This is a genomic window from Yersinia massiliensis CCUG 53443, from assembly GCF_000312485.1.
GTDB classification, from domain to species: domain Bacteria; phylum Pseudomonadota; class Gammaproteobacteria; order Enterobacterales; family Enterobacteriaceae; genus Yersinia; species Yersinia massiliensis.
In genome coordinates, this window is record NZ_HE997643.1 from 524,250 (window position 1) to 548,394 (window position 24,145).

Consider the following 24,145-nt stretch of genomic DNA (forward strand, 5'->3'; position numbering starts at 1 on the left):
GAGTAAGCTCATCGGCATTCATTCACTTGCCGCCTAGCTGTACCACCAATTACTTTGGGTAACGCTATATACATACTTGGAGTTACAGCGTTGTTGGTTGTGCTCATTCAGCCGAATCAGTTAACCTACCCAACGTTTCAGCAAGATACTGGTATTCACACCGCCAAAACCAAAACCATTCGAAAGGGCATAGGTTATCTCATGGGGCAACGCCTGACCTGCCACGATATTGAGCCCTTGGGCTGCAGGGTCTGGATTTTCCAGATTCAAGGTCGCCGGTACGATTTGATCACGTAAGGCCAGCACAGTAAAAATAGTTTCCAAACCACCCGCAGCGCCCAGTAAATGGCCTGTAGCAGACTTGGTTGATGTCACCGCTAACGTATCACCCTCGCCAAACAGATGCTTAATAGCATTGATTTCACCTAGATCACCCACGGGTGTAGAGGTCGCATGAGCATTTAAGTGCTGAACCTGTGAGGGCGTAATGCCCGCTTGGTGCAAAGCAATTTTCATTGCACGGTATGCGCCGTCACCGTCTTCAGCACCCGATGTCATATGGTAGGCATCCGCACTGGTGCCATAGCCGACAATTTCCGCGAGAGGCTGCGCACCGCGCGCTAAAGCATGCTCCAACGCCTCGATAATCAATAAACCCGCACCTTCGCCCATCACAAAGCCATCACGCGCGCTATCGAATGGACGAGAGGCTTTTTCGGGGGCATCATTCGAGCCCGTTGACAGGGCGCGAGCGGCGGCAAAACCAGCCAGGCTGACTTTATCAATGGCGGCTTCAGCGCCGCCGCATAAGGCTACATCTGCCTCATTGTTACGAATCAATCGGACGGCATCGCCAATAGCTTGCACACCTGCGGCACAGGCGGTGACAGGTGCCCCAATAGGGCCTTTGAAATGATGCTTAATCGAAACATGACCTGCTGCCAGATTCACCAAAAAAGAAGGCACGGTGAAAGGGGATAAACGTTTAGGCCCACGGCTATCTGTCGTTCGCACTGCATGGGCAATCGAAGGGAATCCACCGATACCGGAGCCAATCACCGTGGCGGTTCGGTCTTGCTTCTCTTCGCCGTCCGCTTGCCAGCCGGCTTGGGCAATCGCTTCATCCGCTGCGGCCATCGCAAACTCAATAAAACGATCCATTTTCTTTTGATCTTTTGGCGCAACCGCTTTATCTGGATCAAAGCCGGCTTCAGGGTCTGCTGCGATAGTGGGGACTTGTCCGCCAATTTTGGCCGGCAAATCACCGACAATCTCATCAGGTAACACACGAATACCGGATTGCCCTGCTAACAGGCGCTGCCAAACAGTTTCGATACCACAACCTAATGGGGAAACGACACCCATTCCTGTAATCACTACACGGCGCGTATTCATCATTTTTCCTTTTGAGGCTCGATTATATGGGAAGGCTGCTTGGCATCTTTAGACTGCTTGCCTTGCATCAGTGCCAGCCGTTGATTAATTATATCGCTCCTGACGGAGCCTGCCGTTAGAGTGACATCTTGCGTACGCAGAGGTTGTCCAGTGCGTTTATCGAGCAAGACAGGTTCTACAGCCGTACCCGTGCGGCGATCGACCAATAACACCGCAGGCCCCTCTGGTGCAAAATGTTGATTTCCCCAATGAAACAGCGTTGCAATCACCGGAAAGAAATCGTTACCACGTTCGGTTAATAAATATTCATAGCGCGCAGGGCGAGGGTGATAGAGGCGTTTCTCAAAGATGCCACTTTCCACTAGATACTTTAACCGCCGAGTCAGAATAGTCGGCGAGAGTTGCAAACTTTGCTGGAATTCATCAAAACGCGTTAATCCCTGAAAGGCATCACGGATGATTAGGATGCTCCACCATTCGCCCACTCTTTCAAGCGAGCGGGCGACGGGACAGGGCATTGCGTCAAGACTGGTTTTTTGCATATCTCGCTCACTTTAATTCGGTGGATTTCGCTAACCTTGGCCTAACAAGCCCTTCTCTAACAAACCTTGATCTCTCAAGCGTTGATCCAATAAACCATCGTGTACGACGATTCATCGGCATAATATTAATCGACTACATTTATTGTAGTCACTGCTGTTAAAAAAATGCCACAGGGCATTTCGTTGATGAACCATAACTATTACTGTGCAGGGGATGACCCCTGCACATAGACAGCAAATACACTATTAGAAAGCGTTAGTGTCTTTAAACAAGCCAACTTTCAAATCAGTGGCTGTATAAATGACTTTGCCATCAACTAATACTTCGCCGTCTGCCACACCCATAATTAATTTACGCATAATAATGCGTTTAAAATTAATGCGGTAGGTCACTTTTTTGGCATCAGGCAGGACCTGACCAGTAAATTTAACTTCACCCACACCCAGTGCACGGCCTTTGCCTTCACCGCCCAACCAGCCAAGATAGAAGCCAACTAGCTGCCACATCGCATCCAAGCCCAGACAACCCGGCATGACGGGATCGCCGATAAAGTGGCAACCGAAGAACCATAGATCCGGATTGATATCCAGCTCCGCTTCCACATAACCTTTGCCATAGGTGCCGCCGTCTTCTGTCATTTTGACGACACGGTCCATCATTAACATATTGCCCGCTGGCAATGGTGGCCCGCCAGCGCCAAACAGTTCGCCACGGCCTGAAGCTTCAAGGTCTTCTTTTGTATAGGATTCGCGTTTATCTACCATGTTCTCAGTAAGCCTTATTTTAGTGAAGTGCGCAGAATAGCGTACACATGTACGCTGAGCAAGTCCGATCAGCCGTGGTTGAACCAGTTTAGCCAACGTAATGGCCATGGCCAACGCTGTCTGTCCTGCGGATTTACCTGCGAGATTCGCTCTTGAATAATACCCAAAAGACTAGGTTGCTGTTCATCAGCATAAACCACACCGGTTAATAGTGGTAATGCCTCAACTACGGTATCAACGGCCCACAGATGGAATTGGCTCGCTTGCACTGCGTCGATCACGGCCTGATTAAGGCACAAATGACGGACATTGGTTGACGGTAAAATCACCCCTTGTGTCCCCGTCAGTCCACGGCGCTGACAAGTCTCGAAGAAACCTTCAATCTTTTCATTAACGCCACCAATCGGCTGCACATTACCAAACTGGTCAACAGAACCGGTCACCGCGATTTGCTGGTTGATAGGTTGCTGCGAGAGGGCACTAATGAGTACGCAGAGCTCCGCGAGCGATGCACTGTCACCATCCACTTCGCCATAAGATTGCTCGAAAACAAGGGAGGCAGAGAAAGGCAGTGGCTGATCAAGTTCAAGCTCTGAAATGAGGAATGCTTGCATGATCATCATGCCTTTAGCATGAAGGTTACCGCCCAGTTCAGCTTTACGCTCAACATCAACAAACTCGCCATCCCCTAAATGAACAACGCAGCTAATTCGGGCGGGTTCGCCAAAGGCATAAGGATGACCAGGGTATTCCAGTACGGACAGACCATTGATCTGGCCGATAACTTGACCTTCAGTCTCGACTAGAATTTGACCAAGCTCGATTTCATCCTGCATCCGCTCAGCAAGATAGCTATGCCGCCAGTCACGGGCATTTAAGGCGAGCTCTAAGGCATTGGCGGTGAGGATATCCCCTTCAGCGTAGAGCGCGGCTTCCGCTAGCTGGTGGCTTAACCATTGTGGACACAGTGGCAGGCTACCTTGGTCACCGCTATAACGCACTGCCTGACGTACTAGAACTGGCCAGGCGTCTGCAGCTAATAACGGCAATTGCTTTTGTTGCAACAGCGCATTGACATAGCCGCACCATAAGGTCATGCCATCAATATCGACCAACGGAAGTTCTACTTCGAACTCACCATAAATAGCCAATTCGCCCAGCTCAGGCTCCATATCGTGGAAGTCGCCAAGACCTAAACGATCGCCAACCAGAATCAGCCGCAAATCTAGCGGCATGGAAGGGATATGTAGCGGCAGAGGGCGGGTTTCATCGGGTGATAACCAATCGAAGCGCTGCTGAACAATCATCTGTTTCAGGCGTAACCACATGAGTGGCTGAGCTTGCAACGCCCGTACCGATAGGATCAATACGCCACCATTGGCTTGATGAACTAAACCAGGTTGCAGGCTGATTTGATCTTTATGCCATCTAACACAACCAAACAGTTGTTCCGGCTCGACCCATTCCTGATAGAGACAGCGTGACTGAGCGGCGAAACGCTCATTACCCTGCAGAGCGGGTTGCCAGCTAACTTGGTGGTCTTGAATCAGATAGTCGCCACCAAACAAGGCTGAAGCCTCAGGTTGCAGCTCATTCACTGCCTGTGCAATTAACGCCAGATACTCCGTGCTCTCTTGTGCTTTGAGCAGCATAAAACGCGGTTGAGATTGTGGATGACAAAAGAGCGTCATGCCATTTTCTAACCGAGGTTGAATGGCGGCAAAAGAAACAGGCTCCAATTGGGAGGCAGTAGCAAATAACGCTTCATATGGCGTTGTGTTTGGCAGCAGTGACTGCCATTCGAGTCGGTTATTGGTCAAAGTGATAAATGCAATCGTCAAAAAGGGAAAGGGCGATTATACAAGAATAAAGCGGGCTGCATATACGTAGAGTCGCGGTTGGTGATAAGGAGTCAGATATCGACAGTGTTCCGTACAAAAAACAATCTACTCAATGGCTTTTAGTAGGATGAAATTCTGCCTAAAGCTGTTATGCTTGGTTTAAGTTACGCCGTCACTAAAGAGCTCACGATGAAATATCAACAACTGGAAAATCTAGAAAGTGGTTGGAAATGGGCATATTTGGTCAAAAAACACCGTGAAGGTGAGGCCATTACCCGACACATCGAAAACAGTGCCGCCTCAGATGCTGTGGAGCAACTGATGAAGCTGGAAAGTGAGCCAGTGAAGGTGTTGGAGTGGATTGATGCTCATATGAATCTGCAACTCACCACGCGAATGAAGCAAACTATCCGCGCCAGGCGCAAGCGGCATTTTAATGCAGAGCATCAGCATACTCGAAAAAAATCAATCGACCTGGAATTTCTGGTTTGGCAACGCTTAGCTGCTCTCGCTCGTCGTCGGGGTAATACGCTTTCGGAGACAGTGGTTCAGTTAATTGAAGATGCTGAGCGTAAAGAGAAATATGCTAACCAGATGTCATCGCTGAAGCAGGACTTGCAGGATATTCTGGGTAAAGAAAAGTAATCTGACGGTATTGAGAATAAAAAAAAACCCCGCAATGCGGGGTTTTTTACGAAAGAAGTAAACTTAAGCCTGTGGCTGAGTTACAACTTCTTTGTAGCCTTTCACTTCGATCTCTACGCGACGATCTGGTGCCAAGCACTCGATCAGAGCAGCACGTGGTTTCACGTTGTCACAGGTGTTGCCTGTAACTGGGTTTGCTTGGCCTTCACCGCGAGCGGTGATTTTGTCAGCAGGGATACCTTTAGAAACCAGGTAATCACGCACGCTGTCAGCACGACGCTGAGACAAAGCTAAGTTAGGCGCTGGTTGACCGATACGGTCAGCAAAGCCCAGAACCACTACAGAACCGTCTTTAGGATCGATAGAGCTCAGTTGTGCGTACAGTTGGTCCAGAGCTTGCTGGCCTTCTGGTTTCAACGTTGACTTGTTGAAAGCGAACAGTACGTCAGATTTCAGCGTGAAACGCTTAGTATCAACAACTGGTGCTGGCGCTGGAGCTGGAGCAACTACTGGCGCTGCTACATCATCCTGACCGAAACGGTAAGAAACACCAACACTCAGCAGACCGTTGTCTGGACGAGCACCAACGGTAGCTTTATCACCGATGTTGCTAACCCATTGGTATTCCATACGGGTTGCCCAGTTTTTGGTCCAAGCGTATTCTGCACCCAGAGCAACCAGTGGAGAAACACCGGTGTCGTGTGCGCTGTAACGTTGGCCATTGATAGAACCATCGGTATCTGCACGCCATACCAAACCACCCAGACGAGTGTAAACGTCCAGATCTTGTGCTACAGGGTAGCTCAGTTTAGCAGCTAACTGAACGCCTTGTGCTTTGAAAGCGCCATTGTTAGTGTCGCCTTTGTAAGGCATACGGCCAAGCCAGTCGTAACCCATTTCAAAGCCCAGGTATTGGTTTGCTTGGTAACCCAAGAACGCACCAGCACCGACTTGGTCTTTATGAGTAGGGCCGTCATTATCAATGATGGAACCCGTGTCTTGGAACTGAGACCAGCCCAGTTTACCACCGGTGTACCAGGTGTTATCTTTCGGTGCGGCTTGCGCTACTGTAGCGAAACCTGCCAGTGCCACTGCTAATGCGATAGCTGTCTTTTTCATTTTACGCCTCGTTATCATCCAAATAGGCAATGAGCTTTTAAAAGCCAAGCCCTTGGTTAAAATTCTTCGTTAAGGTTTAAACGCTCCCGTTAATCACGTTGCCAGTATGATTTGGCATTCTAGAGCAACCTTAGCGAAGTAAAGTCTACAACGTGGCGAGAAACTTACAAGTCTGATGTAATAATCTGCCTGAAAAAAACGCGAAATAGTGCATGTTCTTTAACGATTTAGCCGTAAAAAACGGCTTTTCAGCCTCGATATTTTCTGCTGAAAGCCGCATTCCGACTCGCTTTATAATGGTTTTATAGTGGGAAGCGCTAAAAATTGTAATAATTCATGGGATAAATCCTAAATTCACTTAATGATACAAAGAAGAATGAATTTTTAACGTTGCGCACTGTCCTTGAACCGTTTTTGTGTCATTTAGCGGATGCATAACAAACCCGTAAGTATTTCCTAACTTTGCCGCTAAATGTAAACGAGCACGATCATCATCTGATAACTCAGGTAACCAACCTAGTACGACACTGTAATTTCCCGTCAATAATGCTTTTTCCATCGCATCGACAGTCGACAATGGGCTGATTTGTCTGACTTGAACGACTTTACTTGCGGGTAGGCCGGATTGTTGTAACCACAAACGACTCAATTTTTGCTGCGGTGTTAACCATAAAAGCCACCGAGCTTGTTTACCGAGTTGTTGTAATAAAGGAAGCAATAGCTGGGTGACTGCAGGCTGGTTTTCACTGTACACAAGTTCACTGATAAGACCACAATCTGATGGTGCATCAACTCTTTCTACGGCATCGCTGGTAACAAGAGAATGATAATTAGCTTGATAAGGTTTAAGTGATTGAGTGCGCATGATTAACCTCGCCTATAGTGTGCTGTATGCATATACAGTAGTCACTGTTTATTAGAAGATCAACTAAATTTTTACAAGACGCTTCGCATAATTGTGAAGTAAAACCGTGCAAATTCATTTTGTATTTGGCTCTGTAATCCATTTTAAGTATTTTTTAATTAGTTGTTCCTCTTACACTTATTGCAACTGAATAGGGACGTTAGTTCGGATTTTTACTAAAGGAGTAGTCATGAAAAACGCATCAGAAAACAAAATCATGCAAGCACGAGATTGTTTTGATTTTTTAGGTCAGATCACGGTCCGCTCACAATTTGGCGGCTATGGCCTCTTGGCTAATGGGATTATGTTTGCGGTCGTTTCTGAGGGGGAACTGTATTTGCGGGCCAATGATCAGGTTGAGGGGATATTTCGCGCTAAAGGGATGACGAACCTCGTTTATGCCAAACGCGGAGCGCCGATCCTACTGCGCTATTACAGGGTGGATACTTATCTTTGGGATGACGAACGGACATTATGCCATTTTGCCAAACGGGCTTACGAAGAAGCTAAAACCGAGATTTTAAGCAAAAAAGGGCCAACTGTTCGGTTGAAAGACTTACCTAATCTGAGCGCCAGCCTCGAACGCCTGTTATGGCGAGTCGGTATCAAAAATGCATCAGATTTACGTCTTGAAGGCGCAAAGCGGTGTTACCTTAAATTACGTGCTTTGCGAGGCTCGCTCGGGATAAACATATTATTGTCGCTAGCGGGAGCTATTAGTGGCTATCACTACGCTGCTCTACCATTAATGATACGAGTGGAGCTGATTGAATGGTTTGAAATACACATCGGCGCAATGTATGAAACAGCCTGATCATGGGCTAATAAAAATCAGCCCATGCACTTTTATTGTCTGATAGACACCGTTATCTAGCCTGACTGATACGCTTATTCAGTTCACTGAGTTCAGGTAACAGTTCAAGTAGTAAGCCAATCTGCTGCAACACCAATTGGTCTTTACTCTCCGGCTCAGGATTGCACTCTTGCAGCCGGGTAGATAAGCCGGTTAATACCTGAGACATTTGTGTACTGTCAGGTTGCTCTTGCTCAAGTGCGCCTTCGACATAACAAATAGCATCATTGAGTAAATTCAATGTGGCTGTATTCGTTAGTTTCTCGCGGTGGGCACCCAATGCAGAAATATAGCTGAGCATGGTGTGATTCAGGCAAAGTAAACGGAATGCCGCTTCTTGAGTTTCTGGATTATTCTTGGGCTCCGCTGACATATTTGAAATGACAGAAGCGAGTTCGGCATCGCAATTATGTGCATCTCGGCGCGCAATACGGTAGGGCAGACTATTATCTTTGCCTTGATAATATTGCACCAAAATGGCATCGAGGTAGCGGCAGTTGGCATTGAGTGTTTTGCGAACGACGGTCGGGAGCTGACGGAACTTCCAGTCTGGCCAGATAAAACTCACGGCGACCCAAGCAATAGCACACCCGAGTAAGGTATCGAATACACGTGGTGCCGCGACTTCAAATCCTTCACCTAACAAGTTAAAGCAGAGTAAAACCAGTAAGGTGATGAACATCGTGGCGTGGGCGTACTGAACATTGCGGAAGGCAAAAAACAGTACACCCGTAATGACGATCAGGATTAACTGCCCTTCAATGGAGGGCACAAAATAGAGGATAGGTAAGCCAATGAGTATCCCAGCTAACGTCCCGATGATACGAAGTGCGAGGCGGCGACGGGTCGCATTATAGTTGGGTTGGCAGACAAACAGGCTGGTTAGCAAGATCCAATAACCGTGGCGCATGCCGGTAATTTGGATAAAGGCATAGCCCACACAGAGTACAAGGGACATCCGAATAGCATGGCGAAAAAGCGCTGATTTTGGCGTCAGGTGGCGGCTAATCCGTAGCTTGATATCACTCCACCCAGTCAGACGGTCGTCAGATAAACGGCTTTCTGGTTGCGGACCCTCTGCTAAGTCTTGTTCTGATTCAATCCCTGCCAGCTGTGCATCAATTGCCCGCAAGTTTTTCAGTAAATGTGACAGAGCCTTAACTTGCTGCACATGTTCATTATTAGCAAGCTCTCTGGCCAGCGCGGCGTCTAAAAAAGTGAAGGCACGCTCGAAACGGGGATCATGTTGATACTTCTGACGCATCAGTATGGATTGCGAGAGCTGCATACAGGCTCTCGCTTGCATGTTCAATAAGCGTTGAAAACGAAAGAGAACATCGCTGTAACGGAATTTCTCACGCAGTGCTTGGTATTGAACATGCGATGAACTGGCTCGCTCATGAATATCTTGCGCGACAAAATAATAATGAAGGGTTCGCCGAGTGCCACGTTGTCCTCGGTCACCTTTCAATCGCGTCACCAGCGAAGCTTTGGCCTGATTTAATGTTGTGACTAATGTTCCGTTCGCCATCGCCACATCAATAATGGGCTGATCGACATCAGGTTCAAGGTCGGGATCAAATAAATTGGCCTTGGCTTCTAAATAGCGCGCGAGCTGCTGATAACAGCGGGCCAAATTGTCCTGTAAGGGGCGAATAGGAAAGATAAGATGACCGCAAAGAGTCAATAGGTTGTACCAGACGGCACCCAGTATCAGTAGCAGGGGCTGCTGATACCAAATCTGATACATAGAAGTCCCCAGCATGGTGTAGATGGCAATCAACAATGCGCCAAAAGCAATGGTCGCATAGCGTTGGCCTAATGCGCCCAGCAGTATAAAACCGCAAGTTGATAGGGTCAGACCGAGGGCGAAAAACCACGGGTAGGGAAATAAAAGTTCTATGGAGGCCGATGCGACAAAAAAACAGATTAGCGTAATAAAGAGATTACGTAACCGCCCAGCGAGGCGGTCATCCAAATCTGTTAATGCTGCAGCAACGACCCCTAATGTGAGCGGAATCGTCAGTTTAGGTTGATCAATCCACCATGGAACTGCCGTTACTCCTGCTAATGCGATAAAAATTCGGACATGATAAAGCAGGCTACTATTGTAGACATAACGACGTAAACCAGTGACGAAATTGAGCACAAAAAACCTCTAAAACTGAAAGATCAACGTTGCTGAAATTGGCGTTGAGCATTGGCGATTCTGGCCTGCTGCGCCACTTCGACGGAAACGACACGGCGACCCACTGGCCATAATGCGATAGCCGCAATTTTAAAATTGGCGATCCCTACAGGGATACCGATAATGGTTATGCATTGCACAATACCGGTGACAATATGGGATAGACATAGCCACCAGCCGAATAAAACAAACCAGACAATATTTAATAAAGAACCGCCCGCAGTTAGCAGAGCATTACTTTTTTCTGGGTATAATTCATTGACATGGATCGCCTCATTACCATAAGGAAGAAATGATAGCTTGGTAATTTCCCAGCAAGAGCGGGTTAGTGGTAAGGTGAAAATTAAGATAACGCTCACCACGGTGGCTAATAGCCAACCGAGAGTGGTGAAAAAACCACCTAATACAAAATTAAGGACGTTCAATACAGTACGCATAGTGATTTATCTGCCTTACTGAATAAAAAAACCGCAATGCGGGTGAGTAACAACACAGACTATCCAGTATATATGCATAACACGGGATAGTTTCCTGCTTCAACTATCGGATACCTGTTGTTTAAACTCAATTATTTTATTTACACTCCACTATGTTATTTCAATTCACTTAATACGAGTTATGGCGCGCAGATATGGAACTTAAGGCGACATCTTTTGGCAAGCATCTGGCCCAGCATCCCTATAATCGGGTTCGCTTGCTGAATGCGGGCATCGAAGTATGCGGTGATAAACATCAGTACCTGATCCCTTTTAACCAGTTGGTTAACATCCAATGCAAGCGCGGTATTGTCTGGGGTGAGATGGAGTTTGAATTGCCAAATCAGCAAGTCGTGCGCTTGCATGGTACTGAATGGCAAGAGACTCAGCGTTTTTATCATCACTTACTGGGCATCTGGCAGCAATGGAGTGAGGAGATGAGTCTGGTTTGTGTTGAGGTTTTGCATAAACAAGTTGAGTCAATTAAGCGAATTGAGCAGCAAGATAAATGGTTTAAGCGTAGCGAATTAGGTCAGTTGCAAGATGCTATCCGTGAGGCTTTTGCCGCGTTACCGATGCCGGTGCAACGACTGACAGAATTTGAGTCTTGTCGTGCAGATTATGAACTTTGTTTGCGTTGGTTACAGCAAGGTAGCCGCAGCGTTGATCGTCGCAATCAGCAATGGACGCAGCGAATGCTCGAGGCGCACCAAGAATTCTTCCAGAGTGTTGAAAGTTCGCCACTGAATGAATCGCAGAGCCGCGCAGTGGTCAATGGCGAAGATTCGGTATTGGTGCTGGCCGGTGCGGGCAGTGGTAAAACATCGGTGCTGGTGGCCCGCGCTGGTTGGTTATTACGCCGCAATGATGCGTTACCAGAGCAAATTTTACTGTTGGCATTTGGTCGCCAAGCGGCTGATGAAATGAATAGCCGTATCAAAGAACGCTTGGCGGTGGATGATATTCAGGCCAAGACATTCCATGCGCTTGCATTGCATATCATCCAGCAAGGTAGCCGTAAAACCCCTGCTATCAGCAAGTTGGAGTCTGATAGTCAAGCCAGAAGGTCGCTACTTATTAAGCATTGGCAGCAGCAGTGCAGCGAGAAAAAAGCCCAAGCGAAAGGCTGGCGTGAATGGCTGACTGATGAGCTGGAATGGGATGTCGCCGACGGTGATTTTTGGCAAGATAAACGGCTTGCTGCACGTTTGGCAGGGCGACTCGAGCGTTGGTTAGGGCTGATGCGGATGCATGGCGGCAGCCAAGCTGAAATGATTGAGCAAGCTGATGAAGAAATACGAGATCTTTTTCAGAAGCGTATACGGCTAATGGCTCCCTTACTTAAAGCGTGGAAAACAGCGCTAAAAGAAGAGGGGGCGGTTGATTTTTCAGGGTTGATCCATCAAGCGGTAAACTTGCTGGATAAAGGGCGTTTTGTCAGCCCATGGAAGCATATCTTAGTCGATGAATTTCAAGATATTTCGCCGCAGCGTGCCATGTTACTGACCGCTTTGCGTAAACAAAATAAGCAAACTTGCTTGTTTGCTGTCGGTGATGATTGGCAGGCAATCTACCGATTCAGTGGTGCAGAGCTTTCACTGACTACCGCGTTCAGCCAGAATTTCGGCGAAGGGGCGGAGTGTGCATTGGATACGACCTATCGCTTTAACGACCGTATTGGTGAAATTGCGAATCGGTTTATTCAGCAAAATCCCTACCAATTAAAAAAACCACTGAATAGCCTGAGTAAAGGCAATAAAAAGTCAGTGATGATTTTACCGAACGATCAACTTGAAGCGCTGCTAGATAAGTTAAGCGGCTTTGTTAAGGATGACGAACGCATCCTGATATTGGCGCGCTATCATCATTTACGCCCTGAACTCTTGCAAAAAGCAGCCACGCGTTGGCCTAAGCTGAACATTGATTTTATGACGATTCATGCCAGTAAAGGGCAGCAGGCGGAGTATGTGATCATTGCGGGTTTGCATGAAGGGAATGACGGTTTTCCTGCGGTGGCGCGAGAATCCATTCTGGAAGATGTATTGCTACCGGCACCTGAGGACTTCGCTGATGCGGAGGAGCGGCGCTTGCTTTATGTCGCCATGACCCGAGCAAAACATCAAGTCTGGTTACTGCAAGAGACGTCTAACCCCTCCGTATTTATTGATCAGCTCCGTGAACTGGGTGTCCCTAGCCAGCGCAAACCCTAGCTAAGATTCAGCCCAGTGTTTTCACCGGGCCTGATGATTACTTCAGACGTTGCTTTAAGTAGCGATCATAATCAGGGATAGCAATGGTCACTTCACCATTAAACAAGGCTGAGCCAATTAAAAAGTCTGCGGTTGAGCGGTTAGTGGCGACCGGTATATTCCAGACTGTCGCTAAACGCAGCAGTGCTTTGACATCGGGGTCATGAGGTACGGCGTTCAGTGGATCCCAAAAGAAAATCAAAATATCGATTTTCTTTTCAGATATTAGCGCACCGACTTCCTGATCCCCGCCCATTGGACCACTGAGCAAACAGTGGACGTCAATCCCGGTCGCATTCTGTACCAGATTGCCCGTAGTGCCAGTGGCATAGAGTTTGTGCTGCGCTAAAAGATCTCTGTTTTCCATCACCCATTCGAGCAGTGATTTTTTGCAGTGGTCATGGGAGACAAGGGCAATATGCTTACGTGCCGCCATCGTGCGGGTGGTGAGTTCCATCAAAATATCCTTCAGTAAGAGCCAGCGGTTTAGTGACAGATTACTGAAATGGATATTTTGTGCATAGCGTTAACGCAAAGAAATGCGAAGAAACAAGCATAACCGGATGTTTAAAAACGGCCAAAACAAGGTGGCTACTTTGTCGGCGGTTTTTTGGCCCAAAGCAAGAAGCGTTGCTGAGTTTCGGCATCAGCTTGTAAGAACCAGTATTGCAGCATCTGTTCAGCCACATTTTCACCTTGCAGGCGAGTGGTTTTCTGCGCTGCATTTGTTCCTGCAACTGCAATGGTCGTACCAGGTACAGCACTTGCCGGTGAAGGCGGAATGGTGGCAAATGAAGGAACCGATGCGCTGTGTTGCCCCACATTATAGGTGGCCATTGCTGTTTCAAGTGTTGTGGCAGCGCCAAGGTTTTCTTCATGCAGTACATCATGGCGCACGGTCAATGGGCGACCATTATCACCGATAAGCTGAAACTCGGGTTTTTTCGAGAACTTATGCCCATCCCGTTCGGAATCAATAACCGGTAATTTTATGGCGACGGAGCGAACATTACGGGTATTGAACACCACGACCAATGGGGGGGAGGTGTACAGTATTTTCGGTTCTGCCGGTAATGGTTTTGCCACTTTGAACAAAATCTGATGCTGCCCGCTGTTTAGCTCTAAACTGTCGGCCCCCTTGAGTAAAGAGCCAGACATATTTTTGCCATCGACCACCAACAGGTCAATTTCCGGTGCAAGTTTTAAGGTCGTGGCGAGTGCTGAAGCACTAAAGCAAACGGCCAAAATCCCTGCGACCACCAGACCAAATTTCATGTGTTGCTCCTGAAGGCGATATCCACTTACATTGTCAGACAGGCGAGATAATGTGTCAAAGTCTTTCCGTGCGCCCACATTTATTTACTGTTTGTAATATTCGGCATGAGTCTGTCATGTTTATCTTGATGAATTTTAAAGATAAAATAAGCAAACTAACAGCTATTAATGTTATATCTATTAAACGAAATCAATTAGACCGCGTTTAACTGCATTTTTTAGCATGATATACACTTAGACGATCGTCTAACTTTTCAAAATCCACCCAAATGCAAATGGCGAGTAACATTCTTTTAGCGCATCAGAGGAACTGAAAATGCACGATAAAGACATTGCAGAGATTCTCCAGCAGGTAAAGACAATTGCGTTAGTTGGGGCAAGCGATAACCCATCACGTCCCAGCTATGGTGTCATGGCTTATTTGCTCCAGCAGGGATATCAAGTTATCCCTGTCAGCCCAAAACTGGCTGGGAAAACGTTACTAGGGCAGCAGGTTTACGCTGAATTAGCCGATATTCCTGATGAGATTGATATGGTGGATGTGTTCCGCAACACTGAAGCGGCCTATGGAGTCGCGCAAGAGGCAATTGCTATTGGGGCCAAAGTATTATGGCTACAGATAGGTGTTATCAATGAGTTAGCGGCAACATTGGCAGCAGATGCTGGCTTAAAGGTGGTGATGGACCGTTGCCCAAAAATTGAGATTCCGCGACTGGGGTTAGAAAAATAGTGTTTTTCGTGTGCTGATTAGTGTGACTATTCGCGATAAGCGTGGCCGCAATAAAAAACCCGGCAGTGAGTGCCGGGCTTCATCGTATGCAGTGAGGATTAGGTATGCTGGTCATCAATTACGCAGACGCGGAGCCTGTAACTGATGGCGAATTGACGCAGCCAGCTCATCTAATGACGGTTGTTCAGGATGCGCATCCATATCCTCATATGTCAGTTGCGCTTCAGCGAGGTAAGTGTGCACCGGTTGCCCCTCATCATCCTCAATGACCACGTGATACCAAGGTGATGAACGCAAAGTATCATTGTTTGCAACTTCATCAGGTTCAGGTGGCTCAAGAGAATATTCAGGATCGATATCAATTACCACACCCAAATAGCCGTGCAGGCTGTGGCGAACTTGCTGACCAATACCAAATTTGCTGGCGATCATGATAACCTCCTGAGAAACATTACTCTGCCCTCTATATGAGGGCATTATGGGGTATTTCAAGTCACACTATCCGACATGCAAACCCTTTCAGGTACAAACCTTCCGGATAGGTAGCAATAACCGGATGATCTGCTGCCTGACGGAACTGTTCTATAAATTGTATATCATGACCTGCATCTAACGCAGCATCCGCCAAGATTTTTTGGAATAAATCTGTTGGCATCAATCCAGAACAGGAGAAGCTTAATAAGATCCCGCCTGGGCGTAGTAACTGTATTGCTAACATATTAATGTCTTTATAGCCACGGCAAGCACTTGCCAATTGGCTTTTGTTTTCCACAAATTTTGGTGGGTCCATGATGATCATGTCAAACTTTTCCCCTTGCGTGCGGTAATGACGCAGCAGTTGGAACACATCATCACGAACGAATTCTGCTTTGCTGAGATCTAATTGATTCAACTCCACGTTCTGCTTCGCAATATCTAACACGGATTGCGATGTATCGACACTGATGACTTGTTGGCAATTCCCCATTAGCGCAGCAACAGCAAAGGCACCGGTATAAGAGAAGCAGTTCAGAACGCGGCGACCTTCGGCATAATTACGTGCAGCGAGCCGACTATCACGCTGATCTAAATAAAAACCTGTCTTATGGCCGTGTTGGATATCAACCAGTATCTGCATACCGTTCTCGGTGATGGGTAACAGGGCGGGTGGCATTTCACCGAGTACTGTCCCTTGGGTCAGCGGTAAACCCTCTTTTTTACGCACTGAAACATCAGAACGGTCATAAATAGAGCATTCTGGGTAGCAGGCTTGCAGGGCGCTGATCAGCGTCGAACGTTGATATTCGGCACCCGCAGAGAGTAACTGCAAGACAAGGAAGTTTTGGAAACGGTCGATAGTGATGCCGGGTAGGCCATCAGACTCACCGGCGATTAAACGGTAGCCATTCAAACCATCCCGTTGCGCCAGCCAATCTCGCCAGCTTTGTGCTTGCTGCAACCGGCGGATAAAGAATTCACGATCGGCGACTTCATCTTGTTGGAACGTCCACACTCGCGCCAGGATTTGTGATTCAGGCGAATAGGCGGCACGTGCCAACCATTTGCCTTGGCTATCAAGGATATCGATAGTTTCACCGGGAAGGGCGTTACCTTCAAGGCGCTGAACTGCTCCAGAGAAGATCCACGGGTGACGACGAAGTAAGGATTTTTCACGGCCTTTGGCAAGAAATAAGCGCATCATAATATTCTTTTAAAATCAAAGTGTTGTAATTGATAAATTATTATCAATCAAAATAAGGCCACAATCATATAGTAATGTCATCCCACTCACTACCTCGACTATCCTGATACTTGGCTGTCATTTGGGCTGACTTGTGTCCTAGTCAATGTTGGGCGAACTCACCGCCTTTGGCGTCAGTATACAGCCTTGCGGCTAAACTTCGTATCTCATGGAATGATGGCGGCGATCCATCCCATTCAATGTCTGATAACGCGCGCAAAGACTTCCGGCTTAAAACTATCTTTCCTCAGTATCCAAAAGCTTACCCGATCTCATCAATTTCATACTTCACAAGAAAAATCCTATTGATTATGCTGTATGTATATACAGTTGTGTTGTAGGTGTGAATAATGATTTTTTACCCACTCTCCTCGTTGCGTGAAGTCGTTCTTATCCCGTTGTTTAACGAGACAATTCCCGCTGGTTTTCCAAGCCCAGCGGCGGATTATGTCGAGCGACCATTGGATCTGAACGAGCTCTGTATTGCTCATCCGGCAGCGACTTACTTTGTCCGGGTATCGGGTCATTCAATGACGGGGGCAGGGATCTATGATGGTTCGCTACTGGTTGTTGATCGCAGCGTGTCACCACAACATGGCGATATCATTGTTGCAGCAGTTGGTGGAGAGTTCACTGTAAAAAAACTGTGCTTACACCCTGTTGTACAGCTAGAGGCGATGAACCCCGATTATGCGCCTATCATTTTGAATGATAGTGGGGATGATTTAGAAACATTTGGCGTGGTGAGATACGTGATAAACGAGGCGACGAATGTTTGCCCTCGCTGACGTTAATTCTTTTATGCGTCCTGTGAGTCTGTATTCCGGCCAGACTTACAGGGGAAACCGATAGTCGTCCTTTCAAACAACGATGGTTGTGTCATCGCGCGTAGCCGTGAAGCCAAATTATTGGGTATTAAGATGGGTGAGCCTTATTTCAAGATGCGCAATCTGATCCAGAAATATGGTGTGGTGACGTTCAGCAGCAATTATGAGCTTTATGCTGATATGTCTAATCGGGTTATGACTGTGTTGGAATCTATGTCGCCGGTTATGGAGATATACTCTATTGATGAGGCATTTTTGAACGTGTCTGGGGTCAATCATTGTATGAGCCTGGATCAGTTTGGTCGGGAAGTTCGGCAACGGGCATTACAGTGGACAGGCCTCACTGTCGGTGTCGGGATCGCCCAAACTAAAACGCTGGCTAAACTGGCAAATCATGCCGCCAAACAATGGAGTAAGACCGGTGGCGTGTTGGATTTATCCGATCCGGTCAGGCAGCGGAAATTACTTGCCATAACACCAGTTCAAGATATTTGGGGTATTGGTCGTCGCATGGGTAAAAAGTTGAATCAACTTGGCATCAACACGGCATTGCAGTTGGCTGACACTCACACGCAGTTTGTGCGTAAAAACTTCAATGTCGTGCTAGAACGCACGGTCAGAGAGCTCAATGGCGAACAATGTCTCGAGCTGGAAGAGTTCGCCCCGACAAAACAGCAAATTGTGTGTAGCCGGTCTTTTGGTGAACGAATCACTTGTTATCAGGATATGCGCGAAGCTATCTGTGGGTATGCGGTGCGTGCGGCGGAAAAGCTGCGCGGTGAACATCAATATTGCAGGCATATATCAGCCTTTATCAAAACCAGCCCTTTTGCACCCAATGAACCTTACTATGGCAACATTGTGAGCACTAAGCTTCATATTCCCACTCAGGATTCACGGGATATTGTCGCTGCGGCATTGTGTTGTCTTGATGCGATATGGAAGGATGGTTATCGATATCAAAAAGGCGGGGTGATGCTGGGTGATTTCTACAGCCAGGGTATTGCCCAATTGGGGTTATTTGATGATAACCAGCCAAAAGCGAACAGTGCGGCGTTAATGGCAGCGCTAGATGAGATTAATCAATCGGGCAAGGGTAAGGTGTGGTTTGCTGGGCAGGGCATACAAAAAGGCTGGCAGATGAAACGCGAGATGCTATCGCCAGCTTACACCACCAGGTGGGCTGAATTACCGGTTGTGAGATGATGAAGATCAATCTTGCACGGATAGCCTGTTGAAGTGAGGATTTCGAGGTCATAATTGAGTTGACTGCCAGCGAGGTAAAAGTGCGGTATTGCCGGAATATGAGCTGGAAAATGCAAATTATCGCGTAGATGAGGAGTCGATATGGCAACAGTATGCACAGCTGCTTATGTTTACGGTATCGTTCAAGGTGTTGGTTTTCGCTACAGTACGCAACGTCAAGCCCAAAAATTGGGGGTGACGGGATACGCCAAAAATTGCGATGACGGTAGCGTGGAGGTGTTGGCCTGCGGTGAGCAAGATGCCGTTGATAGTTTGCTGGCGTGGATAAAACAGGGGGGGCCGCGAGGCGCGAGGGTGGAGCGTTTGCTCACTGAGCCCCATCCCATCACACCGTTTGAAACCTTTACTATTCGTTATTAACGGCTATTTCGCCATTAACGACAAACTGCTGTAACGCCTCCATCCCGTGATTCAATGGCGGCAAGTCTGCCGCCTGCTAGATGCATTTCACGGGTTTGGGTAGACCGGCAATTTTCGTCGCTTGCTTTGCGGGTCCTTTAGGAAATAAGCGATATAAATATCGGCTGTTGCCTTTTTCTTCGCCATATTTCTGCGCCATGGCTTTGACCAGCATGCGGATGGCGGGTGACGTATTAAATTCTTGATAAAAAGCGCGCACAAAACGCACCACTTCCCAGTGGGGTTCGGTGAGGACAATACCTTCTTGTTCCGCCAATAATGACGCTAGAGCTTCGCTCCAGTCTGCGCTGTTTTTCAGATAACCTTGCGCGTCGGTATCGATAGTCCGACCTTCAAACTCCAACATATCACCTCGGTGACTCACCCAATAAAACGGCCATCAATTTAGCAAATTTTTGACTGTAGCCCAAAATAATCTGCGAGTCCGGCTCATCACGAGCGCGAGAGAATGCGAAAAGAACAGAGGGGGCTGTGCAGCAAGTATGCGGCCATGATGATTAATTCATCATTCGATATTGAGATGGCGGCTTTTTGGACGATTAAACACAAACAAGCTTTACAAGCGAGAGTGCTCTGTTTATAGTTCGGTCCGTTGCGGAGGGGTGGCCGAGTGGCTGAAGGCAACGGTCTTGAAAACCGTCGACGGGAAACCGTTCGAGAGTTCGAATCTCTCCTCCTCCGCCATCTTCGAATCCCAATCTCTTAAAAAGATTGGGATTTTTTGTTTGTGGTTTTTCTGGTAGATCATCCTGGTGCTCTGTAGCACGCAGTGCTTGCGCATTTTCTGGAAAGTCTCTTGCCAATACGGGTACGCGGAAAGGCCTGATAACTGAAACCTGAGTTGAGCAGCTTCACCACGTATCCCGCCAGTTCTCAGTCGAAGATCCATTCATCGAAATGACCTTTATCAGCGCGCTTACCGGAATGACAGATAAATGGTTTTATAAACTGATTCAGGTTGGGGACTTTCCTAAACCTGTAAGTATCCCACTAAAACAGCCCATTTTTATTCATTTCACTCGGATATTTATCTTAAGTACACACCGTGTCAAATAACATCCATGGCTATAATGGAAGTAATGTTCTGGGTTTTTATCGAAACCCTTTCTCTCTATTTTTGACGCCTATTTCTTTATTTGAATTGTGGTGTTATTCAGTTTTTTCCTTTTTAACTTCATTTTTTGTGGTTTGGCTTAAATAGGGTCTCTGTGCTGGATGGCTGTATTTCATATTTGGGAGTTTTTTTATTGTTTTATTTTTGTTGTTATTTGTAATTTTTATTAAGCGGGTTTGTGATTGAAGTCTAAACTTAACGATAAATGCTGTTCTTTTTGCTTAATTTTTTTGTGGGGGTATCTACTGGTTTTGCAAGGACATTCTGATACATAATACCAGAAGTGGTGGTGGGTGCGATCTATAAGCCTGCTAGAGCATTCTTGCTTGGATAATACATCTGTTTATTGTTTGCTTTTAAGTGTTTAGATCTGAGGATTTATGATTTGACAGGATAATTGATCGCAATGTATCTTTCGTTTGAATTTTTACATATCAACTTACCTCAATAGGTGTGGGTTATAGACTTATTGTTGTGGTGGTGGATGCTGAGTTCGTACGTGCTAGTTTGATATGTTCCAAGGGAGGGGACACATTATGCCAAGTCTTACATATCGGGTAATTGGTACATAGACAAGAATAATAAAATGCCAATGAATGGGTGTGCCTCGTGTTTAAAGTACTGGTTTATTATTGTTGAGTTTTGTCTTGGACTAACGTTACACGAATAATCCTCAGTTAATTATACCTTAATTAAACGTTGTTTAATCGGAGGGGACGTTTTCTATCTCTGATATTCAATAATACAAACATTATTAATGGGTCTCCGTGACTTTAGGTGGATATTGCCCTTTTTATGTGGCTTGAGAGGTCGTGCTGGCTCTAGAGGATCTCATTATTTTTTATATTCGAAACGGAGGTTTTATTTATAGACGAAATTTTAATTGAGCGTTACAGCTTTTGCAGAGCAAAGTCTTATTAAGCGGGCTTGATAAACACATGTTTAATTGAAAAAGATACGGAATAAGTGATGAATTTATCAACAATGATCAACCATCACCATGTCCGCTAAGGGATTAGACCTCCACACTTTTTCATGTTCACGGTGATGAAACATTATGTATTCAAAGGAAGATAGTATGAAAATTAAATCATTGGTTGCTGGTATTGCCGCAGTTCTTTCTCTGGCTGGCGTCGCTAATGCGACTATCGTCAACGGTGGCTCGATTCACTTCAAAGGCGAAGTTGTTAATGCGGCTTGTGCCGTTGATACAGGCTCTATTGGCCAGACGGTGCCAATGGGGCAAGTAAGAACAGCGTCGTTGGCTACCGCTGGAGATGTCAGTTCTTCTACCGGGTTCAATATCCAACTGAATGATTGTGATCCTGAAGTTGCTGGCAAGGTATCTATTGCTTTCATGGGCACCGCGGTTAACGCTACCTATCCCACAGCTCTGGCCCTACAAGGTTCTGCAGCGGGTAATGCAGAAAACGTGGGTGTTCAGATCCTTGATCGCATCGGCACAGCATTGGCCGTTGATGGTGCGACCTTCAGTGCGACGACTACGCTCTCTGAGGGCACCGTTGTTGTTCCATTCCAGGCTCGTTATATCGCGACTGGCACGGCCACTGCCGGTATTGCCAACGCTGATGCTACTTTCAGGGTGCAGTATCTGTAAGCTGAACCCATCAAGGATGACTATCGCAGGCCAAGGAGGCCTGTTTTTCAGCTACCGAGCAAATAGTTTGGCGAATGCTCAGGCATGGTTTGAGCTGACTTATTAGTAGGCCTTGGCCGCAAGATGAAAAGTAATAGTGCTGCACAATTTTCGGCTTATGGTCGTGCAGTGTTATGGAGGTCAGATCCTGATGGACGAGGTATATGTGAGAACAACAACGATGGTTGGAAAGATGATGTCCGTATTGCTGCTGTTGGCGGTGGGGCAGGTAGGCATGGCAAATGCTGGCGTCAGCCTTGGCGCGACTCGGGTGATCTATCCTGCCGATCAGAAACAAGTCACTCTGGGTGTCAGCAATAACGATGAGAACAGCACTTATCTGATCCAATCTTGGGTAGAAAGCGCCGATGGACAAAAAGACGGCCGCCTTATTATTATTACGCCACCGCTGTATTTGATGCAGGGAAAAAAAGAGAACACGCTGCGCATCATTGATGCGACCAACCAGAGTTTGCCGAAGGATCGGGAGAGCCTGTTCTGGGTCAACGTCAAAGCAATCCCCTCACTGGACAAATCACGCCAAGATGAGAACACCCTGCAATTGGCTATTACCAGCCGTATCAAACTGTTTTATCGCCCCAGTGGACTCAGTGTTGCGCCAGACAAAGCACCCGAGCAATTACGCTTTAAGCGTAACGGCAAAGAGCTGACGATCGTCAATCCGACCCCTTATTTCATCACGTTGAGCGAGGTCAATGCGGGCTCTCGGCTATTGGCAAGCACCATGGTGTCGCCTATGGGGTCGGCCAACGTGGTGCTCCCTGCTGATGCGGGTAGCAATATCAGCTATAGGACGATCAACGACTACGGTGCCCAGACACCAGCACTCAAGGGTGTCATGCAGTAAGGCATAAAGTCGCCACCTTTCTCATCAAGCTATAACCAGATAAATCAGGCAGCCGGGTAACCTGCATCGAACCGGAGGGACCATGCTATATCTGAAAAACGGTACGGAAAGTCGCAGAGTGATAAAAGATAACTACCAGAGTACCGCCATCTTGAAGCTGACCTTAACGCCGTTGGCCGTGATGCTGTTGGTATTATGTGGCAATGCATCGGTTCGAGCAGAAAACTACTTCAACCCGCGTTTTCTTTCTGATGATCCGGCTAAGGTGGCCGATCTGTCTGGATTTGAAAAGGGGCTAGAGGCACCTCCGGGTATCTATCGCGTCGACATTTATATGAATGATGGATTTATGTCGACCCAAGATGTCTCTTTCCAGCCCGATAGCGATCACAAGGTTTTACTGCCTTGTCTGACCCACAGCCAGTTAGCCTCAATGGGCGTCAATACTCGGTCGATTCCGGGAATGGCTGTGTTGGCAACAGAGGTTTGCGTACCCTTGACCTCGATGATCGAAGAGGCTTCCACCGATTTTGATGTTGGGCGGCAGCGTCTGTCTATCAGCATTCCTCAAGCCTACATGGGCAATCTTGCCCGTGGCTATATTCCCCCGGATCAATGGCAAAACGGGATTACCGCTGGGTTGCTCAATTACAGCTTCACCGGCAGTAATGTCCGTAACCAGCAATCGAGTACCAGCAATTACGCCTTCCTTAACTTACAAAGCGGCGTAAATCTTGGGGCTTGGCGACTGCGGGATAATACCAGTTGGAGTTACAGCAGCGGCAGCGGATCGAACTCTAACCAAAACCGCTGGCAGCACGTTAATACCTATTTGCAGCGTGATATAGCGTCTCTTCGGAGTCGTTTGACGCTGGGCGACGGCTATAGCTCGGGGGCTGTTTTTGATGGCGTGAACTTCCGCGGCGTACAGGTGGCGACGGATGACAATATGTTGCCAGACAGCCAGCGAGGTTTTGCTCCCGTGATCCGTGGCATTGCCCGCGGTACCGCCAGGGTCACGGTCAGGCAAAATGGTTTCGAAGTGTATCAAACCACAGTGCCACCAGGTCCATTTGCCATTGACGACCTTTCTGGGACTGGGAGCGGCGGCGATTTGCAGGTCACCATTCAGGAAGCTGATGGCTCGGCGCAGGTCTTTACCGTGCCATATGCGTCGGTACCGGGGTTACTGCGCGAAGGGCATGTGAGATATGCGATGACAGTGGGGCAATATCGCAGCGGCAACGATCAGCAGGAACAACCCACCTTTGGCCAAGGCACACAGGGGATA

The 24,145-nt window shown here is 47.3% G+C and carries 22 protein-coding genes, 1 tRNA gene and 3 pseudogenes; 12 read left to right on the plus strand and 14 right to left on the minus strand.

What is annotated here, in order from left to right:
* Window positions 1-120: 120 nt before the first annotated feature.
* From fabF to BN68_RS02330, 4 genes are all read right to left on the minus strand, one after another.
* On the minus strand, window positions 121-1,395 hold the full coding sequence (fabF, locus tag BN68_RS02315; protein ID WP_019209535.1) for a beta-ketoacyl-ACP synthase II: 1,275 nt from the start codon (window positions 1,393-1,395) through the stop codon (window positions 121-123).
* Complete coding sequence (locus BN68_RS02320) at window positions 1,395-1,937, minus strand: winged helix-turn-helix transcriptional regulator (RefSeq protein WP_019209536.1); 543 nt, start codon at window positions 1,935-1,937, stop codon at window positions 1,395-1,397. Before BN68_RS02320 ends, fabF begins: the two co-directional genes overlap by 1 nt.
* Window positions 1,938-2,183: 246 nt before the next feature.
* Window positions 2,184-2,702 carry a bifunctional 3-hydroxydecanoyl-ACP dehydratase/trans-2-decenoyl-ACP isomerase gene (gene fabA / locus BN68_RS02325; protein WP_005160035.1) on the minus strand — a complete coding sequence of 173 codons (519 nt, stop codon included), beginning with the start codon at window positions 2,700-2,702 and terminating at the stop codon, window positions 2,184-2,186.
* 68 nt (window positions 2,703-2,770) lie between these two features.
* On the minus strand, window positions 2,771-4,522 hold the full coding sequence (locus tag BN68_RS02330; RefSeq protein WP_042806487.1) for an AAA family ATPase: 1,752 nt from the start codon (window positions 4,520-4,522) through the stop codon (window positions 2,771-2,773).
* 210 nt (window positions 4,523-4,732) lie between these two features.
* On the opposite strand from BN68_RS02330, the gene matP reads away from it, so the two are divergent.
* Window positions 4,733-5,188, plus strand: coding sequence for a macrodomain Ter protein MatP (matP, locus tag BN68_RS02335; protein WP_042806370.1), 456 nt, complete (start codon window positions 4,733-4,735; stop codon window positions 5,186-5,188).
* A gap of 63 nt (window positions 5,189-5,251) precedes the next feature.
* Here the strand turns inward: matP and ompA are convergent, their stop codons facing one another.
* Together ompA and sulA are read right to left on the minus strand one after the other, a co-directional pair.
* The gene (ompA, locus tag BN68_RS02340; RefSeq protein WP_019209539.1) at window positions 5,252-6,307 is read right to left on the minus strand and encodes a porin OmpA; all 1,056 of its coding nucleotides are present in this window, start codon (window positions 6,305-6,307) and stop codon (window positions 5,252-5,254) included.
* 358 nt (window positions 6,308-6,665) lie between these two features.
* Window positions 6,666-7,172 carry an SOS-induced cell division inhibitor SulA gene (sulA, locus tag BN68_RS02345; RefSeq protein ID WP_019209540.1) on the minus strand — a complete coding sequence of 169 codons (507 nt, stop codon included), beginning with the start codon at window positions 7,170-7,172 and terminating at the stop codon, window positions 6,666-6,668.
* A 229-nt stretch (window positions 7,173-7,401) separates the two neighbouring features.
* Here sulA and BN68_RS02350 point away from each other — a divergent pair, with 229 nt between their 5' ends.
* Entirely contained in the window at window positions 7,402-8,025 is a 624-nt protein-coding gene (locus tag BN68_RS02350) for a TfoX/Sxy family DNA transformation protein (RefSeq protein ID WP_019209541.1), read from the plus strand.
* Between the two features lie 52 nt (window positions 8,026-8,077).
* On the opposite strand, the gene yccS is transcribed toward BN68_RS02350, so the two are convergent.
* Both yccS and BN68_RS02360 read right to left on the minus strand, forming a co-directional pair.
* Window positions 8,078-10,213, minus strand: a complete 2,136-nt coding sequence (gene yccS, locus BN68_RS02355) for a YccS family putative transporter (RefSeq protein ID WP_019209542.1) — start codon at window positions 10,211-10,213, stop codon at window positions 8,078-8,080.
* A gap of 23 nt (window positions 10,214-10,236) precedes the next feature.
* On the minus strand, window positions 10,237-10,689 hold the full coding sequence (locus BN68_RS02360; protein WP_042806371.1) for a YccF domain-containing protein: 453 nt from the start codon (window positions 10,687-10,689) through the stop codon (window positions 10,237-10,239).
* A gap of 194 nt (window positions 10,690-10,883) precedes the next feature.
* Between BN68_RS02360 and helD the strand changes: the two genes are divergently transcribed.
* Complete coding sequence (helD, locus tag BN68_RS02365; RefSeq protein ID WP_019209543.1) at window positions 10,884-12,938, plus strand: DNA helicase IV; 2,055 nt, start codon at window positions 10,884-10,886, stop codon at window positions 12,936-12,938.
* A gap of 37 nt (window positions 12,939-12,975) precedes the next feature.
* Here helD and BN68_RS02370 read toward each other — a convergent pair whose 3' ends face one another.
* Both BN68_RS02370 and BN68_RS02375 read right to left on the minus strand, forming a co-directional pair.
* On the minus strand, window positions 12,976-13,434 hold the full coding sequence (locus BN68_RS02370; RefSeq protein WP_019209544.1) for a methylglyoxal synthase: 459 nt from the start codon (window positions 13,432-13,434) through the stop codon (window positions 12,976-12,978).
* A 134-nt stretch (window positions 13,435-13,568) separates the two neighbouring features.
* Window positions 13,569-14,252, minus strand: a complete 684-nt coding sequence (locus tag BN68_RS02375; RefSeq protein WP_019209545.1) for a DUF2057 family protein — start codon at window positions 14,250-14,252, stop codon at window positions 13,569-13,571.
* Window positions 14,253-14,568: 316 nt separating this feature from the next.
* Between BN68_RS02375 and BN68_RS02380 the strand changes: the two genes are divergently transcribed.
* Window positions 14,569-14,982 carry a CoA-binding protein gene (locus BN68_RS02380; RefSeq protein WP_019209546.1) on the plus strand — a complete coding sequence of 138 codons (414 nt, stop codon included), beginning with the start codon at window positions 14,569-14,571 and terminating at the stop codon, window positions 14,980-14,982.
* Window positions 14,983-15,096: 114 nt separating this feature from the next.
* On the opposite strand, the gene hspQ is transcribed toward BN68_RS02380, so the two are convergent.
* The 3 genes and pseudogenes from hspQ to BN68_RS24230 form a co-directional block, all read right to left on the minus strand.
* A complete protein-coding gene (hspQ, locus tag BN68_RS02385) occupies window positions 15,097-15,414 on the minus strand; it encodes a heat shock protein HspQ (RefSeq protein ID WP_019209547.1) in 318 nt (105 codons plus the stop codon).
* Between the two features lie 61 nt (window positions 15,415-15,475).
* Window positions 15,476-16,666, minus strand: coding sequence for a 23S rRNA (cytosine(1962)-C(5))-methyltransferase RlmI (gene rlmI / locus BN68_RS02390; protein WP_186375626.1), 1,191 nt, complete (start codon window positions 16,664-16,666; stop codon window positions 15,476-15,478).
* Window positions 16,667-16,727: 61 nt separating this feature from the next.
* Window positions 16,728-16,889 (minus strand): annotated as a pseudogene (locus BN68_RS24230) (integrase); the annotation flags it as partial.
* A 163-nt stretch (window positions 16,890-17,052) separates the two neighbouring features.
* Between BN68_RS24230 and umuD the strand changes: the two are divergent.
* From umuD to yccX, 3 genes and pseudogenes are all read left to right on the plus strand, one after another.
* Window positions 17,053-17,490 carry a translesion error-prone DNA polymerase V autoproteolytic subunit gene (gene umuD, locus BN68_RS02395; RefSeq protein WP_019209549.1) on the plus strand — a complete coding sequence of 146 codons (438 nt, stop codon included), beginning with the start codon at window positions 17,053-17,055 and terminating at the stop codon, window positions 17,488-17,490.
* Window positions 17,474-18,735: pseudogene (locus tag BN68_RS02400) on the plus strand (Y-family DNA polymerase). The gene umuD and the pseudogene BN68_RS02400 overlap by 17 nt, the downstream one beginning before the upstream one ends.
* A 141-nt stretch (window positions 18,736-18,876) precedes the next feature.
* Window positions 18,877-19,155, plus strand: a complete 279-nt coding sequence (gene yccX / locus BN68_RS02405; RefSeq protein WP_019209551.1) for an acylphosphatase — start codon at window positions 18,877-18,879, stop codon at window positions 19,153-19,155.
* 76 nt (window positions 19,156-19,231) lie between these two features.
* Here the strand turns inward: yccX and tusE are convergent, their stop codons facing one another.
* Window positions 19,232-19,561 carry a sulfurtransferase TusE gene (tusE, locus tag BN68_RS02410; RefSeq protein WP_019209552.1) on the minus strand — a complete coding sequence of 110 codons (330 nt, stop codon included), beginning with the start codon at window positions 19,559-19,561 and terminating at the stop codon, window positions 19,232-19,234.
* Between the two features lie 250 nt (window positions 19,562-19,811).
* Here tusE and BN68_RS02415 point away from each other — a divergent pair.
* The 5 genes and pseudogenes from BN68_RS02415 to BN68_RS02430 all read left to right on the plus strand — a co-directional run.
* Window positions 19,812-19,899 (plus strand) — tRNA-Ser (locus tag BN68_RS02415).
* A 213-nt stretch (window positions 19,900-20,112) separates the two neighbouring features.
* Window positions 20,113-20,202, plus strand: a pseudogene (locus BN68_RS24540) (helix-turn-helix transcriptional regulator); the annotation flags it as partial.
* 1,205 nt (window positions 20,203-21,407) lie between these two features.
* Complete coding sequence (gene fimA / locus BN68_RS02420; RefSeq protein ID WP_019209553.1) at window positions 21,408-21,947, plus strand: type 1 fimbrial major subunit FimA; 540 nt, start codon at window positions 21,408-21,410, stop codon at window positions 21,945-21,947.
* Window positions 21,948-22,167: 220 nt separating this feature from the next.
* Window positions 22,168-22,854: a fimbria/pilus periplasmic chaperone gene (locus BN68_RS02425; RefSeq protein ID WP_042806489.1), complete on the plus strand. Its 687-nt coding sequence runs from the start codon at window positions 22,168-22,170 to the stop codon at window positions 22,852-22,854.
* A gap of 82 nt (window positions 22,855-22,936) precedes the next feature.
* Window positions 22,937-24,145, plus strand: a 1,209-nt coding sequence (locus BN68_RS02430; RefSeq protein ID WP_042806372.1) for a fimbria/pilus outer membrane usher protein, incomplete at its 3' end; no start/stop codon positions are given.